Raw genomic sequence first — 15,645 nt, forward strand, 5'->3', positions numbered from 1 at the left:
TGTATTTCCTGGAGGGGTTGCGCTCAATATGTCAATTAACCGCCGGCGGTTTTATCGCCGAGGCCCTGGAGGCTTACAGCATTTTGAAAGTTACGGGAAGGCAGTTGATATTTCCTATTTGCTTTATATCCTTTACTTCAACTCCTGAAAAAATAATGTTCAGCGCCCTTTTTTCACCCGCTCATTTTAATTATTTTAGTCTGACTTCATTAATTAAAATGATCAATAAAAATAGGCCTTATATAAAAGCTGCAGTTTCCCAGTGGGGGCATGCTGCTTACCAATCTGTTGAAAAGTACTTTTCAGGATTTATCGTTTCTTTCCTGCTCCTGTATGCTACGCCTTTTGTTGCCGACGCCCAATCTTCAAAGGATTCTCTTACACAGGCGCTGAATGAACAATACAGTAAATCGGGGTTTCCCGGTTTTAGTGTTGCCATCGTAAACAAGGATAGTATTTTATATGAACAAGGCTTCGGCTTTGCTGATATCGATAAAAAGCTTCCGTATAATATCAACACGCTGCAGCCCATAGCATCCGTAAGTAAACTTTTCATTGGTATGGCAGTAATGAAAGCAGTGGAACAGGGGCTGTTCACACTTGACGCGGATATCAACGGGATTTTACCGTTTAAAGTAGTGCACCCCTATAACCCTGAAATCCCCATCACCATAAAACACCTGGTGACCCATACATCGGGTATAGTAGATCACGCGGATACCTATAAAAAAACCTATATCTACCCCCCTCCTGTGAAAGAAGGCAACGCGCTATATCAGCTTATGGTTTCTAAAGGCTACGGTGCTACAGCATCGGATACGACTCTGGGAGGTTTTCTAAAGAACTATCTGACAACAGACGGGCACCTTTTTAAAAAGAGCAATTTCAACAAGGCCGCTCCCGGCAAAAGGTACGAATACTCGAACCTTGCTTCTGATCTTGTTGCCTACCTGATAGAGGTGAAATCTGGACTTTCATTTGCGGCATATACGGAGAAATACATCCTAGGTCCCCTGCACATGAACGCTTCTGGATGGTTTGCCAGGCCAGAATTGAAGGACAGAAATGCTATTTTGTATACTGGGTTAAAAGTTCCTTATCCTTCTTACACCTCCATTTGTTATCCGGATGGTGGCCTAATCACATCCTGCCATGATCTGAGCATTTTTCTGAAAGAGAATATTGCCGGCTATCAAGGGAAGGGCACGCTGTTAGAACCCGCATCATTTTCTATATTGATGCAGCCGACCTTTTCAGCAGCCTACAAACCCAGCGATATCAACCCGGACGAGCCCAACATCGGCGTGCTCTATACCATAAAAAAGAACGGCATTATTGGTCATAGTGGCAGCGATGGTGGCGTCACATCCTTTCTTTATTTCAATCCAGAAAAAGGATATGGTATGCTTTTCATTGCCAATACGGAACTGGAGGGTCTAAATGGTATTAATAAGAACCTGCTTTCCGACTTTCAGAAAATATGGGGCATTATGAGCCAATATGGTACAAAGTTACATAACCGGTCTTAGCGCCACAGCGCAGTTACTGTTGATGATATAAGAATAAACACTTAAACACTCCTGTACAATACAGACTCAGTCGACTCATTTTTAGGAATCGGCCTTTTAGTGCCTTAAAAACACTTTTTTGATATGAAACGCGCAGAATCCCTGTGGGCTGCTTCTCAACCAATGATTGCATTTTTTACGAACCGATCGTGTTTTTGATGGGCAACAGGTTTTCATAATTCGTCTTCATGCTAAATTGTATTGCGTATTCTGCGACTGTTAGGTCGCTTAATCTATTGTTTAATAATTTTGCTTTCCGCCTTCCATTGCTCGTACCTCTCTTTCATGCAATGGCCACATGGTCTGTACCCGTTCAATAACGCTTCGGTATCGTCCTTAAAGAAAACCCGGTTTTCAACTTTCATTCTTTTACCCGATGAGCAGGTGAGCAAACCGTATATCTTTGCTTTTTTGTAACCACCTAGCGTAACATCGCCATTGCGTATTAAAGTGCCGATTGCTTTTTTTCTTTCCTCAACGGTTTGTCCCAAATCTATATGGTTTACCATGTCGTTCGTTTTAATATTATTGCTAAAAGACGAGAACCACAGCTTCTTTAATGATCATCGCCCTTTTTCGTTTTGCGCCCCAATAATACCAGCCCATGCCATGCCGGATTGCTTTTCATTTTATGAATACCTGTAATTAGTTGTTAAGATTTAGCGTCATGGAAGATGATACCCAAGGTATGTCTTTCACCGCTGTGTATGGTAGCAACACCGTGTTTCATGGTTACCCTGTAATAACCTTTTGCACCTTTTACCGGGCGGAAATTGGTTGCGAATACAATTACATCACCTTTCTTCGGCTTGATTACGTGTGTACGGGATTGTGCCATCGGTATATTTTCGGTCAGGATAAATTCGCCTCCGGTATAATCCTTGTCAATGTCATCTAAGAAAAGGACGATCTGCATCGGAAAATAAACCTCGCCATATAAATCCTGGTGCATTGCACAAAATCCACCTGCACCATATCCAAGAATTAAAGCAGTAGCTTTTTCCTGCCCGTTTTCCTTACACTCGTCAATGAACTCTTTATGCGTTTTAGGATAGCGGATATTTATTTTCAATACCTCAAACCATTTATTGGCAACAGGGGCGAGATAAGTATAAAAATTCGCTCGTAATTCCGTCAGAATGTTAGGCAACGGATAATTGAAGTATTTGTAAACGCCTTTACCAAAGCGGTAGCGTTCCATAACGACCGTTTTTCTGTATCGGTATTCTTCCTTGAACTCATGGAGCAGCTCTGCACATTCTTTATCGTTGATTAGGCCAGGGACAATGGCAAATCCTTTACTGCTTAATTCATCAAGGATTATATCCCATTTTTTTATCTTTAATCTCTGTTCTATTGTATTCATAACTAATAACTGCTATAATTAAAAATTGAATTTATTTATTGATTTTCTGCCTTGTTGCGAATACTTACGTTTTCAAATGAAGCATCAAAACCTACTGACATGGGCGAGTCTACCATTAAACCGACTTGTACTGACTTATAAGCGATAGCGTTTAAGTGACCAATTTCTTCAACGATTTTTCCATCTACTACTTTCAATACGGTTGTTCCGGTGAAGTGCATTTTTCTCCCTGTTGATTCGGGAAGTGAGTCTCCTTCGGCAATCAGGTCCGCTGTACCCCAAAAATTCAAATCAGGGAATGCAGCACGAAAATCTGTCATAAATGATTTGATGTCTTCACGGCCGTTGCGTGGTTCATGAAGTGAATATTTTAACAGCATATCTGCTGGTGCAATTTCATCAACGATTGAAAGGTCGAATGTTTCGCCCCAGAAGTGTGTAAACCAACGTAAAACTACTTCTTTATTCAATTCCTCTTTTGTTTTTTGATTTTCCATTTTATAAAAATTTTAAATTGTTTAAAAGTTTCTCACCCGTTTGATAGTTCAAAAGTAGTCAGACCATTCACTGTAGAAAATCCGTTTCTTGCGGTATCAGTTTGGCGACATTTTTTTAATTTATAGCAAGTTTCGGATTTTTTATTTTTGGCGGAGATTATTGTTTTGAACCATGAATAATAAGAAAGTAGAAAGTACGATGCCCGGTCCGTTTAGCACCTCACGGCGATGCCAGTCTTTTGAACCCATTAGTTAATCATGGCATTATCAGAACAAAAGACAATAGACCAGCGATAGTCGAGTTCTTTAAGGCATTTGAGGGCTGGCAAAGCAAAATATATCTTACTTCCGGCTTTTACAGTATTAACCCTTTCTGTTAGCTAAGTCCATCATGAAAGATGATGCCAAGACTATGCCTGCTTCCCGTATGGACCGGACTTACACCATGCTTCATATTTACCCGATAATAGCCTTTGGATCCCTTCATCGGACGGAAATTTGTAGTAAAAATAACCATGTCGCCACAGTTAGGTTTTAGTACGTTTGCCTTAGATTGAGCGCGTGGTATTTGTTCGGTTAAAACAAATTCACCACCTGTATAATCCTTATCAAACTGGTCAAGCATCAAAACCATTTGCATCGGGAAGAAAATCTCACCGTACAAATCTTGGTGCAACGTATTAAAGCCACCCTTCCCATATTTTAAAATAAGGACTGTAGGTTTTTCCTGTCCGTGTTCCTTGCATAGCTTTTTCATTGCTTTATGCGTAGCAGGAAATTTCTTATTTATGTTCAGCTCCTGCATCCATTGGTTGGCAACGGGTGCTATTGCAACATATACTTTTTCACGCAGGGTTGTAATCAGTTCTGGTAAAGGGTACTGAAAGTATTTGTACTCGCCCTGACCAAAACGATAACGTTCCATATGGATTGTTTTACGGTAGGTGCCATCTGCATTATATGCTGCAATCAGTGCATCGCATTCCTTTTCATTCAATACATCCTGGACAATAACAAAACCCTTATCGTGCAATTCCCTTGTGATTTCCTGCCAGTTCTTAGCAGCTAACCGTGCTTCTATATTTTCCATCATTATGATTTTTAATGGTATAAAATTAGGTTTAGTGTATGGGCTGGAAAATCCGAAAATTGCGGTTTTCTATAATTTGCTTGTTTATTCATTTGTGATAAGCAATATCAATTAAAGCGAAAGGTATTGATCTCTACTCATGTCCGCTCCTTTTAAATCATTTACCTGGTAATGGAGTTGATCTGGTTATTTGGTATCTTCCCTTGGATGACGAGGAAAAGCAGGTTTTGATGTATAATAAACGTATTCGAAAATTTTCTTCCACACGGTACTATGATAGGCATTCACTTTGGAAGTCGTATCCCTATTACTTACAATACTAATTTTGGTATCGATACCGTCCACGGGTTGAACACTCTTGCCTTCCTCGGATGCCTTAAACTCCACCAGATCGATTTTAGCAATTAGGATCTTCCAATCCTGAGGTGATGTTTTTTTATGATATTCTGAATTATTGCCCGGATTAGCGGCAACAGTTTGCTTATAGTGCGTGGAATCCTTGTTTATTAAAATACGCGTGTGGTACCCAAGTTCGCCACCGCTACTGAGGATTTCAACAGATTTTATTTCTACATCTTCCATAGCTTTAGGTTGATTTGGAGTTTTATGACTGCCGTCAGTACAACCGAGCAAAGACAGGGACAAGACAATGAATTTATACATCCTTCAAAATTTAAACTTCTATACTTGATTTTTTACTCCTAATCCTTTTAAAATCCGGTGCATTTGCCAGCGCACGGACGGGTCTTTCTACGGGTGAACAGCGTTTATTACTTAAGTACCTATTCTGAGTAGGCAATTACCGAGAATAGGTACTGATTCCACTATAAATTTAATGCATTTCTTATGTCATCCAGGTTCAATTTTATATTTGCTGGTGATCACTTACTATTCGTTGGACTAGCATGATTTTCCAGTATAAGGAATACGATTAAAGAAGAAAAAGATCAAGGTCTGACGGCGTACACACTAATTTTAGTAATTGAATTGATGTAAAAGAGCTCATCACAAAAAAGAATCGTTGAAAATCGTATTGAAAGAAAATAAAGGAATAGTTTTTGATGAGCTGGAGGGCAAAATACTAGATGCATGAAGAAATTATTATTGCTATCACTTGGAATACTATTTTTAAAAAACGCTATCGGGCAAGAAGTTGAAAGTTATTGGAAAACAGATAACGTTACCAGAATAGATAATAAAGAAATATGGGGTGTTACCTTATCCTATATGGAAATGCTCGCCAATATGCAGATCCATTTGACGAAGCATGGTGATTTGCTTAAATTTTCTTTTCCTGATCAGCAAGAAATCAAATTATCACAGTTTAAATCGATCACCAATTGTCGCCTAAAACAATCGGGCGAGCTGTTGGACAGTGTGTATGCCGTAGAAAGTGAACCGGAAAAATTGAAGATTATGTTTCATTATGCCGGGAGAGATGGAGAAAATCGATTTGCAGTAAATTTGTTACCGATTGAAAGCGGTGTTTATTTTAAAGAGGTGGAAAAGCTCAGGAATGAGCGAAAAAAACTACTTGAGCTCCTGGTTCCGCTTGATTTATCAGGCCTTAATTTATCTTTACCCATCCCCTCCTATTTTAACCCCAGCCTAAATCTTGATATATTAAACCCCATCCAACTGGCGGAGGATCTCTGTGATATTGAAAAATTACGCACAGAGTCTACCCGGTTTGATTTTACGATAAAAGGGGAGAAAAAATATGAATTCAACCATTACGCGATCCAAAACTCGGCATCTATTGGACATGTTGCTGCAAAAATTGGAAATTTGAACTTTGATAATCTCGCGCTGGTAACCAGCTCGGACAACTCATATGCCGAAGCACTAATGGTCAGCAAAAAACAACTTGATGGAACAAGCATCCAGGCGCTATGCAAGTTGATCAATGCAAAATTGATCAACGCAAAAATCGAAAAACATGGTTTACCCAATCAACCTACAGATGATAAAAGGAGTCTATTTAATATCGCATCTAGCTTTGGCCTTAAATGGATTGATGGAAATATCATCGTAGAAATCGTCATACAAACACCAAAAGAAGTGTATCAGAATAAGATCGACGAAAACATCTTTATTGAATCCTATAAATATGAAGATAACGTCCCTAACGATGTTATTCTCAAGGTCTTTAACCACTATTTGTCTCTGGTTAAATCTTCGGATATAAAAATATATATTGTATCAAAAGAATTTGGAGCTAAAATTACTTCTGATGAATTATCTGGAAGCAAACCATCTTTTCTTGGCGAATTCCGATAATTTAATCAGGAATTCGCTTAATCGCATCCAATCTTAATTAAAGCAGGAAAATGAGACTATTTGTTGGGAATTTGATATAATTTGAAGGAGCTTCGAGCGGTTATTTATTTAATTTCATCCATTTAATTAAATAAGACCTTATATAAACGATAATCGGGCTTAAATTCCGTATCCAACAAATAATGAATCAAAATAGTCTCTTTACAAAATCACATTTCCCCATACTGGATGGATTACGTGGTATCGCCGCCATCATCGTGGTCACTTTTCACTTGACTGAGCCTTTGGGAACCGGGCATCTGGATATTTTAGTCAACCATGGTTACCTTGCGGTTGATTTTTTCTTTCTCCTGTCCGGGTTTGTGATTGGCTATGCTTATGATGACCGCTGGGATCAGATGAGCGTAGGGACCTTTTTAAAACGCAGGATCGAACGCCTTCAGCCCATGGTAGTTTTAGGGATGACCCTTGGAGCCATTGGCTTTTACTTTACAGATTCGACCATCTGGCCGCTTATACACACCGTTCCACTATGGAAAATGTTGCTTGTCATGCTTATCGGTTACACGATATTACCCGTTCCGTTATCATTGGATATTCGGGGCTGGCAAGAAATGCATCCACTCAATAGTGTAGGCTGGTCGTTATTCTTTGAATACATGGCCAATATCCTCTATGCAGTAGGCATCCGTAAACTGTCAAAAACAGCCTTGGCTATTTTGGTATTTATTGCGGCAGCAGCGCTTGCACATCTGGCTATTACAAGCCCAAATGGTGATGTCAGCGGCGGTTGGACACTAAATATGGAACAGCTACGTATTGGAATTACCCGAACAATATATCCTTTCTTTGCGGGCTTATTGCTCTCAAGAATCACAAAACCCGCCCGGGTTAAGCACACTTTTTTTTGGTGCAGCCTCTTGCTTGCCATCATCCTGTATATGCCCCGCATCGGTGGTGCCGACCACCTTTGGATGAATGGTATCTACGAATCGTTTTGTATCATCATTGCCTTTCCATTCATCGTCTATCTTGGGGCCTCTGGCAAAATACATACGTCTGGAGAGAATAAGATTTGTAAATTTCTCGGCGATATCTCCTACCCGCTTTATTTAGTGCATTATCCAATTGTCTATTTTTACGTTGCATGGATCAGTAATCATAAAGGGATGACCTTTGCACAGGCCTGGCCTTATGCCTTGCTTATTCTTATCAGCAGCATTTTGTTAGCCTACATCAGTTTAAAATGGTATGACGAACCAATTCGCAAATGGTTAAAAAACCGGGGAGCTTTACCTGCAGATCAAACAAAGACCTAAAAAATAATTTCTGGTAAAAAACGAAATACACCAGTACGATTTGGCCAAATAGAATAGCATTGATTTTTACCGAATATTTTTTATAAAGTGTTCTATGCTAGAAGCACTTTACCCTCCTAAAAATGGGAGGATAATTTTAATGGTTTATCTGTATTGCTATAGTTGCCAAAACTTGATATGTTTGTCAATGGATAAAGCTTGTCATTTTAAAATACTGATCAGCACGTAATTACTAGCCACCAATGAAGAAACTCCTTTTCCATTTGATCTATGCGATGCTATCGCTACATCTAGTATATAGTCAGGGTACTGGTGCGATAGATAGTTTAAGAAATGAATTTATGGCGGCCAAATCCGACACCGCTAAACTTTCACTCTCGAATAAGCTTACCCGAGAATATTTTGTCCGTGGAGATAGTATTTCTGCCTTTCAATATGGCTATAGATCGCTAGCGCTATCCAAAAAAACGAAGATCCCGTTATATCAGGCAAAGGGTAGACAAATTATGGGTTATCTGCATACACTGAAACTTTCCGATCCAAGCGGAGATAAAACACTTAAGGTGCAGAATGCAAATGAGCAATTAGGCATCGCTATTGGTGAGCTCAGAAGAACCGCAAGGGGAATGATGCCCGAAAACCTGCTCAAAAATGGACTTGCAACAGCAGTGCATGACTTATGCGCAGATAGTATAAGCTCCGAAGTGCAGATAGAGTTTCAGTCCAATAGTTTATTCACCGATCTTTGCCCGAATAATACTGTTCATATCTACCGTATTGTGCAGGAATTATTAACAAATGCGATCAAGCATGGCGAGGCTAAAAATATTCTTGTCCAACTTATTCAAGAAAAGGACAGCATTTTAATCACGGTAGATGACGATGGAAAAGGATTCGACCCAACCAAACTTGCAAATGCGACGGGGATTGGCTTGAAGAATATCCAGAATCGGGTTAATTTTCTCAAAGGGAAATTGTCGATCGATAGTACAACCGAACATGGCACCTCAAGTAAATATCGAGACTTATGTGCAGCCCAAACCTGGCATTAACTAGACGAGAAAACGAGTTATTACGGTATCTGGCCCAAAGAAAAATAAAAGACTATCTATACAGAAATTTAACGTGAGCAGTATCATTGGGCTATTATCGCTGGTACCTAGTAAAAATATGCTAGGAAAATCCTAAATTTAATAAAAGCAATAGGATGAAAAAAACTGTTTTAACCATAACATTAAATCCCTCGGTCGATAAGAGCACCAGCGTTCAAAGCATTGTTCCCGAAAAGAAATTGCGCTGCGATCGCCCAAAATACGAAGCTGGCGGTGGTGGCATTAACGTAAGTCGGGCACTCAAGCGGCTTGACATACCTTCAGATGCACTTTTTACATCGGGCGGAAAAACGGGCACTATGCTCGAGGATTTATTGAAAAAGGAAGAGCTCGATATCCTACCGATCCATTTAGGCAGTGAAACAAGGGAAAATTTTATCGTAGTAGACAAGACCACTAACCAACAATACCGATTTGGATTTCCTGGTGAGGCATTTTCAAAAAATGAACAAGAAAAGGTTCTGACTGTTATCGACCAAATATCCTCTGCGCCGGATTTTGTCGTCATTAGTGGTAGTCTCCCCGGCGATGTTCCTGCTGACTTTATCGGGTTTCTTATCAATAAATATAAAGCGAAAGGAAGTAAGGTAATCGTAGATACTTCAGGCGATGCACTGAAAGTGGCACTGAAAGAAGGGATATTTTTGCTGAAGCCAAATGCTGGCGAATTAGCAGCACTTGTTGGAAAAAACGAGCTGGAAAACGCCGATCTAGATCATGCTGCCCAACAAATAATTGCCAAGAAACAAGCTACCATTGTCGTCGTCTCTTTGGGCGCCCAAGGAGCTGTATTGTATACCGCGGGAGAAAAAATTCAGATGGTACCTCCACTTGTAAAAATACGTAGTACTGTTGGTGCCGGAGATAGTATGGTGGCCGGCATGGTGTCCGTCTTGGTCACACAGGGAACAACTGAAGAAATACTTCGCATGGGAATCGCCTGTGGTTCGGCCACCACAATGGCTGAAGGAACTGCCCTTTTTCAAAAGAAAGATGTTGATAGACTGTATAAGGAGGTCAGAAAGCAATAAAAAATGTAAACCTCTATTCGCTTGATCAGTTATGATTGTTGGTTATTAACTTCCAAAAAAGAGAACCTATTCAGTACCCTATTTATGCATATCAATAAAATTCAGCACCAAAATCTTTTTGCCTATCGAAGATTACGCAGGGCTATCGGTTATTTGGGTATTTTTTTGCCCATCATCTTGGTATCACTTTCGTTATTCAAGTTTTTCGGGACCGGTATTCAACCTTCCATAAGTCACTATTACTTCTCAAACCTTCGGGAAATTTTTACAGGAACATTATGCGCTGTAGGTTTATTCTTAATTTGTTATAAGGGCAATGGCAATAAAGTCTTCTGGAAGAATGATAACCTCCTCACAAACCTTGCGGGATTCATGGCTATTGGAGTTGCATTGGTACCGACGGATCCGATCGGTACCAGCTGTACACAATGTACATTGATTTCCTTTGGCTTAAAGGAACTGCATTATGGATTTTCCGCCGTACTTTTTCTCACTTTTGCCATCCTTTCTATTCACGTATTTACAATTGGGCAAGCGCTCAACACAGCAATTCCAATCAGCATGGTCAATGAAAATAACATCTACAGATTTTGCGGTTATGGCATAATCCTTTGTATTGCCTTAATCCCATTTAAGCTTTTTGAGTATGCTACATTGGTCTTTGAAGCACTTTCACTATTTCTGTTTGGCACTTCATGGCTTATTAAGGGACGGGCACTGGGGGATAAAGGCATTATTGGCAAAAAATTGTATCGTGAGCAAAATATAATAGACACCGAAGAAACAGTGTCTCAATAGGAATTTAAAAGGTTGCTGATGTATAAATAAGCCAAATCGCTGGACTTAACAAATCATAATTTACACAGTGCGAATATATTACAAATTCCGATACGAAAAACGCTTAATCATGACGATGTGAGTTCTGCCTATAAACTATTTGCGTCTTACACCTTGAAATCATCTGTTTGGTCAGCTACGACTTGTTTCTCCTCCTGCGTAAGCGGGGCTGGAGGAATCTCGCCGCCCGCGCGTTCGATCTCCTGAGTTTCCACATGTACGGCAAATTGAGCTGGCTCAATCGGAATACCCATCACGGTTGCGTACTCTCTGGTGTAGATCGCTCCAAAATATAAAATGGCAGCCGTATAATACACCCATAGTAAAATCAAGACAAAGGAACCTGCCGCACCATAGGTATCCTGCGTAGCCGAATGTTCGAGGTATATTCCAATCAGGTAGCGGCCCAGTACAAACAAAATCGAAGTAAATAAGGCGCCGGCACGTACAGTACGCCACTGAATATTGACGTCGGGAAGCACTTTAAAGATAATGCTAAAAAGTACGAATATAATCCCAAACGATATCGCAAAATTAATCCCGTCAAGCAACATGACTGTCATATCGGGAAAATAGCGCTGTAATTGCCCCGTTAATGCCAAAATTACACCATTAATGATCAGGGTGACCACCAGTAAAAAACCCAGACCGATGACTAAGGAAGAAGACAACAAACGATCCTGGATTAACTTCAACCAGCCTTTCTTTGGCTTGGCCCGTACATGCCAGATTTTATTGATCGAATTTTGGATATCCCCAAATACACTTGTTGCTCCTAAAATCAGAGTGATACTACTGATCAACAGGGCCATATTAGATTTGCCCGATAGTTCGAGGTTTTGAATAACTTCCTGAATCTGTTTGGCGGCACTGTTCCCCACTAGTCCCCGTAACTCCATAAACACCTTCCCTTCAATGGCATCTTCGCCATAAAATATGCCCGCAAGGGCAATAATCAACACGAGTATCGGGCCAATGGAAAAAACGGTATAGTAAGATAAGGAAGCACTATATTTCATGGAATCTTCATTGAGAAACCCCGCAACTGAACTCTTCAAAATTCGCCAGTACGTCTTTATTTTACTTCGACTTTTAGTCCTTATATCCATAGTGGTGGTCTTTGTTAATATGAATAAACCACCTACTGGCAAAGAATGTTTTGAATTTACGAAGAAACGCTGCGGGTTTATTGGCGAATTCCCTTTTTATTCATGCGAATAATCCCGAATGGTACCCTGTAGAATAAGCTGATTGGAGCGGACAACTTTCAAACTCAGATCCATATCTGAAGCAACGGCTTTTAGCATTAAGACCGGAGCCACTTTTAGACCATTCGGCCAGTCAGCAAGATGAATCGCCACGTGTGAAAGACTATTCGTTTTTGCATATTTTGACTGTAATCTATCTATCGTTGGGGCGGTAGATAAGATACTGACTTGATCATCTCTTTTCTGAAACCATTGGTAAAATAATTTATTGGGCAAAAACTTTGGTAAGCCCGCATCACCTCTTATGCTCAACCTAACATTAGGTACTTTACTTTCATAGGGAGTTTTCTCCTCCACAGTTTCAAAATTGTCGTTGACAGCATAATTAATGATGGTATCCGTTTGTACAACTTGACTATTCAAAACTTCTATATCAACATAATTCCCGTTTGCATGCGCCATAATCGAGTCCGCTGCTAACGGAAGATCAACGAGAATATCCTTTATCACGGTTTTCAAACGTTTGTCCGGAAAATTGATCCAGCCTTTGCTGATGTAATCCGCATCGACCAGCTCGCGGACAAGATATTCTTGCGGAAAATTCCATGTATTTGACTGCAGTTCCCCCACAATCTCAACGCGGTTGCCTTTCAAGTCAAATTCAATAAAATTTTTTGTAGAAATATCACTATAACGCAACGATTTACGTGTTAATTCGCTTGGATGATTGATGAAACTGTCAATAGAAACGCGCTCAGTGTCCGATTGAATCAACCGGAGCATTTCTTCCTTCTTTTTGTCGAGATGAAAGCCTAATCCCACCAATAGAGCGTCACCTTTCCAGACAAATGCAATTTTATTCGTCTCCTGGTAAGCATAATTCACTCCCGGAGCAACATTATTTTCAATGGAATCAACGGAAAGACCCTCTTTTAAAAAGGTCAAAAATTGCTTTTCATCTTTCAGATCAAAAAATGCATAGAAGTTTTTCGCACTATCTTCAAGGGAAAAAAGAAATACATTGGCCTTGATATCGATTCCATTATCTTTTAGCTTAGTCAATTTTTTAGCGAAGTCCTGCCCTCCTTTCGGTGCTGTCTGCCATTTATCAAAGAGTTGGTTCAACAAGATATCATCCAAAGAGATTGTTAACAATGCCTTCGTCCTCTTATGAACGACAGATTTATACGACTGCTGCTGTCTAACGATATAAATGCCCCAGCCTATTATCGCTAATCCTACGATAATACCTAAAGTCCAAATTATTCCTTTTTTAATCATTGTCAGTCACATCAATTGGTTTATCCAGTTCGGCTTGTTCATCCGGCACAATTCCATCTAGCAATTGGTTGATAACAAACTGTAGCGCATTGTTTGCCTTTGTCGGTAACTCAAGTCGCAAATCTGTTTCCAATCTATCACCAACAATTCCTTTGGAACTCAACGTAAAATTACCATAATTATTCAATTCATCTAACGTAGCGCGCCAACTATTACCCAATACGAGATTCAAATCTTTTGTCAGCCCCGGTATCTCCTTTGTTTGGAAAGCCGCAGAAAATTTACTTCCTTTCATAAGCTTAACAAACGATGTATTGAGTTTGGTGGGAAAGTTATCTTTGTGCAAAATTTTATTTAGTTGCAGGCTATCGTTGCTGATCATTACCAGGTCTTCGTTGAACATAAGATACAATGGAAAATCTTTGCCATTGCCTTGTTTGATTTTATAAATACCTCCCGCAAAGCTTGCATCGGCCTTTGATACAGCGACATCCAATGTTTTTTTGAAGATTCTTTGATCTTTGGATGTAAACATCCAGATAAAAGAAGGTACCTTCTCTTCCTTGCTCTTATGAACCTCCTTTAAATCGTAATTATCGTCGTAATCGTAGTCAACATAGTCGATCTTTAAATTAGTGATTCCATTGACAACGACCAAATTATCGCCGGGCATAATTTTGGAGATAGCCTTTTCATCCAGTGCAATTTCAAGTCCGAGGGCCATAAGCTCAAGAACCTCATTTTCTTTTCCAAAATATTTTTTTAGGTTTTTTGTAAAAAATACTGGTATTTCATTGAGGTATGCTTCGGTATTCACATTGACATTAAAATACCCGAATGTTTCGGTTGTTAAATACTTTGCGAATTTCGGATTGGGCTTTCTGGCGTACAATTTTTTGGTTAGGCTTATTAGGTCTTTCCCCAAGGTTACACTGGTTTTCAGTGTAATTTTATTTCGTTGTTGCGCCAGATCAAAGAACATGTCCTTATATCCACTTTCCAAAGAGAAATTACTTGTATTATAATAGGCGTCCACAATCGAGCGTACAGAATGAAGTCCCTTATAAAAGCCGTCAATTTGGGGTAGCCACACACGCGCCAGATCTACATTCTTTAATAATCGAGCCTGCTCCTGTGCACTTATATTTGGATATTTTCCGCTCAATAATTGTTCTTGTTCATGCAGCAGCCATTTTTCCAACAATCTATTTTTAATGGAATCATTTCGTCTATTCACTTCCTCAAAAGCGGTATCAAGTGAATCATAGTTGATCTGATTGTCATACACACTTGTTTCGGCGTTCTGCACACTCTCATAGACCTCCAATGGCTCTTCTTCCTCTTGCTGTACCTCAGCTTGCGATGTATCAAAGTCATATGCTTCCCACTCCATAGCGGTGGAATCCATTAATACAGAATCAGCACAATTAGCGGCAGCCTCGGCCTTATCTGCTGCCGCAGTAGCCGCCGATACCGCCGCGGCGGCATAGCCTATATTTTCAATACCATATAAACCTGCAATAGAATCGTTGGCAAAATAAGTTGGCCCAACCTCTCCCTTCAGCACCCTAAGCTCCTTAGCATTCCAAGCAAGTAATTGTCCATCCGCTGTTTTAAAACGACTATAACCGCTTATGGCGGGAAGCGAAGTTCCTTCCATCTTCAGCAATCTTTCAAAACGATCCATATCAGCGATCGGGAGAATCAGCTCGCCATATAGCAAACTATCCCTATCATTTCTGTAATATACAGCTACCCCTTTTACATCGACACCAGTCTGCTGAAAATCTTTTTGCAGATCAATGTCTTTCTTTTCAAAATGTTTGAAAAAACCGATACGATCCAACAATTTATTCAATGTTGAAGCCTCAGCATTTTCGACGACCTTGGCGAGATTAATAGCCACGACCGTATTCGATCCAGCGGGTATTTTGCTTACAAAAGCCTGCGCACGAACGGTACCGAAACCAGCTCCTAAGCACAATACTACACCAAAACCATAACGAAGCAATTTTCTTCCCCGACAGCGGAATAAACAATTTGATATAACCATATA

At 39.9% G+C, this 15,645-nt stretch carries 14 protein-coding genes; 6 read left to right on the top strand and 8 right to left on the bottom strand.

What is annotated here, in order from left to right:
• Positions 1-218: 218 nt before the first annotated feature.
• A complete protein-coding gene (locus HMAT_RS07540) occupies positions 219-1,529 on the top strand; it encodes a serine hydrolase (RefSeq protein ID WP_158655658.1) in 1,311 nt (436 codons plus the stop codon).
• Positions 1,530-1,801: 272 nt separating this feature from the next.
• On the opposite strand, the gene HMAT_RS07545 is transcribed toward HMAT_RS07540, so the two are convergent.
• The 5 genes from HMAT_RS07545 to HMAT_RS07565 form a co-directional block, all read right to left on the bottom strand.
• On the bottom strand, positions 1,802-2,077 hold the full coding sequence (locus HMAT_RS07545) for an Ada metal-binding domain-containing protein (protein ID WP_104382134.1): 276 nt from the start codon (positions 2,075-2,077) through the stop codon (positions 1,802-1,804).
• Positions 2,078-2,220: 143 nt separating this feature from the next.
• On the bottom strand, positions 2,221-2,934 hold the full coding sequence (locus tag HMAT_RS07550) for a 2OG-Fe(II) oxygenase (protein WP_104382135.1): 714 nt from the start codon (positions 2,932-2,934) through the stop codon (positions 2,221-2,223).
• Between the two features lie 35 nt (positions 2,935-2,969).
• Positions 2,970-3,431 (bottom strand): ester cyclase, encoded by a 462-nt coding sequence (locus HMAT_RS07555; RefSeq protein WP_233789138.1) that lies wholly within the window; start codon positions 3,429-3,431, stop codon positions 2,970-2,972.
• Positions 3,432-3,807: 376 nt separating this feature from the next.
• Positions 3,808-4,524: a 2OG-Fe(II) oxygenase gene (locus HMAT_RS07560; RefSeq protein WP_233789139.1), complete on the bottom strand. Its 717-nt coding sequence runs from the start codon at positions 4,522-4,524 to the stop codon at positions 3,808-3,810.
• 183 nt (positions 4,525-4,707) lie between these two features.
• Positions 4,708-5,184 carry a hypothetical protein gene (locus HMAT_RS07565; protein WP_104382137.1) on the bottom strand — a complete coding sequence of 159 codons (477 nt, stop codon included), beginning with the start codon at positions 5,182-5,184 and terminating at the stop codon, positions 4,708-4,710.
• Positions 5,185-5,610: 426 nt separating this feature from the next.
• Between HMAT_RS07565 and HMAT_RS07570 the strand changes: the two genes are divergently transcribed.
• From HMAT_RS07570 to HMAT_RS07590, 5 genes are all read left to right on the top strand, one after another.
• Positions 5,611-6,801 (top strand): hypothetical protein, encoded by a 1,191-nt coding sequence (locus HMAT_RS07570; RefSeq protein WP_104382138.1) that lies wholly within the window; start codon positions 5,611-5,613, stop codon positions 6,799-6,801.
• Positions 6,802-6,983: 182 nt separating this feature from the next.
• The gene (locus HMAT_RS07575; protein WP_104382139.1) at positions 6,984-8,120 is read left to right on the top strand and encodes an acyltransferase; all 1,137 of its coding nucleotides are present in this window, start codon (positions 6,984-6,986) and stop codon (positions 8,118-8,120) included.
• 242 nt (positions 8,121-8,362) lie between these two features.
• On the top strand, positions 8,363-9,172 hold the full coding sequence (locus HMAT_RS07580) for a sensor histidine kinase (protein WP_104382140.1): 810 nt from the start codon (positions 8,363-8,365) through the stop codon (positions 9,170-9,172).
• 155 nt (positions 9,173-9,327) lie between these two features.
• Positions 9,328-10,263, top strand: a complete 936-nt coding sequence (locus HMAT_RS07585; protein WP_104382141.1) for a 1-phosphofructokinase family hexose kinase — start codon at positions 9,328-9,330, stop codon at positions 10,261-10,263.
• A gap of 84 nt (positions 10,264-10,347) precedes the next feature.
• Positions 10,348-11,061 (top strand): hypothetical protein, encoded by a 714-nt coding sequence (locus tag HMAT_RS07590; protein ID WP_104382142.1) that lies wholly within the window; start codon positions 10,348-10,350, stop codon positions 11,059-11,061.
• A 146-nt stretch (positions 11,062-11,207) separates the two neighbouring features.
• Here HMAT_RS07590 and HMAT_RS07595 read toward each other — a convergent pair whose 3' ends face one another.
• The 3 genes from HMAT_RS07595 to HMAT_RS07605 all read right to left on the bottom strand — a co-directional run bounded on the left by HMAT_RS07595 (position 11,208) and on the right by HMAT_RS07605 (position 15,642).
• Positions 11,208-12,158, bottom strand: coding sequence for a YihY/virulence factor BrkB family protein (locus tag HMAT_RS07595; RefSeq protein WP_371412030.1), 951 nt, complete (start codon positions 12,156-12,158; stop codon positions 11,208-11,210).
• A gap of 147 nt (positions 12,159-12,305) precedes the next feature.
• The gene (locus HMAT_RS07600) at positions 12,306-13,589 is read right to left on the bottom strand and encodes a hypothetical protein (RefSeq protein ID WP_104382144.1); all 1,284 of its coding nucleotides are present in this window, start codon (positions 13,587-13,589) and stop codon (positions 12,306-12,308) included.
• On the bottom strand, positions 13,582-15,642 hold the full coding sequence (locus tag HMAT_RS07605; protein ID WP_158655659.1) for a hypothetical protein: 2,061 nt from the start codon (positions 15,640-15,642) through the stop codon (positions 13,582-13,584). The genes HMAT_RS07600 and HMAT_RS07605 overlap by 8 nt, the downstream gene beginning before the upstream one ends.
• Positions 15,643-15,645 lie beyond the last annotated feature (3 nt).

The sequence above is a fragment of the Sphingobacterium sp. HMA12 genome (genome assembly GCF_002933815.1).
Classification (GTDB): Bacteria; Bacteroidota; Bacteroidia; order Sphingobacteriales; family Sphingobacteriaceae; genus Sphingobacterium.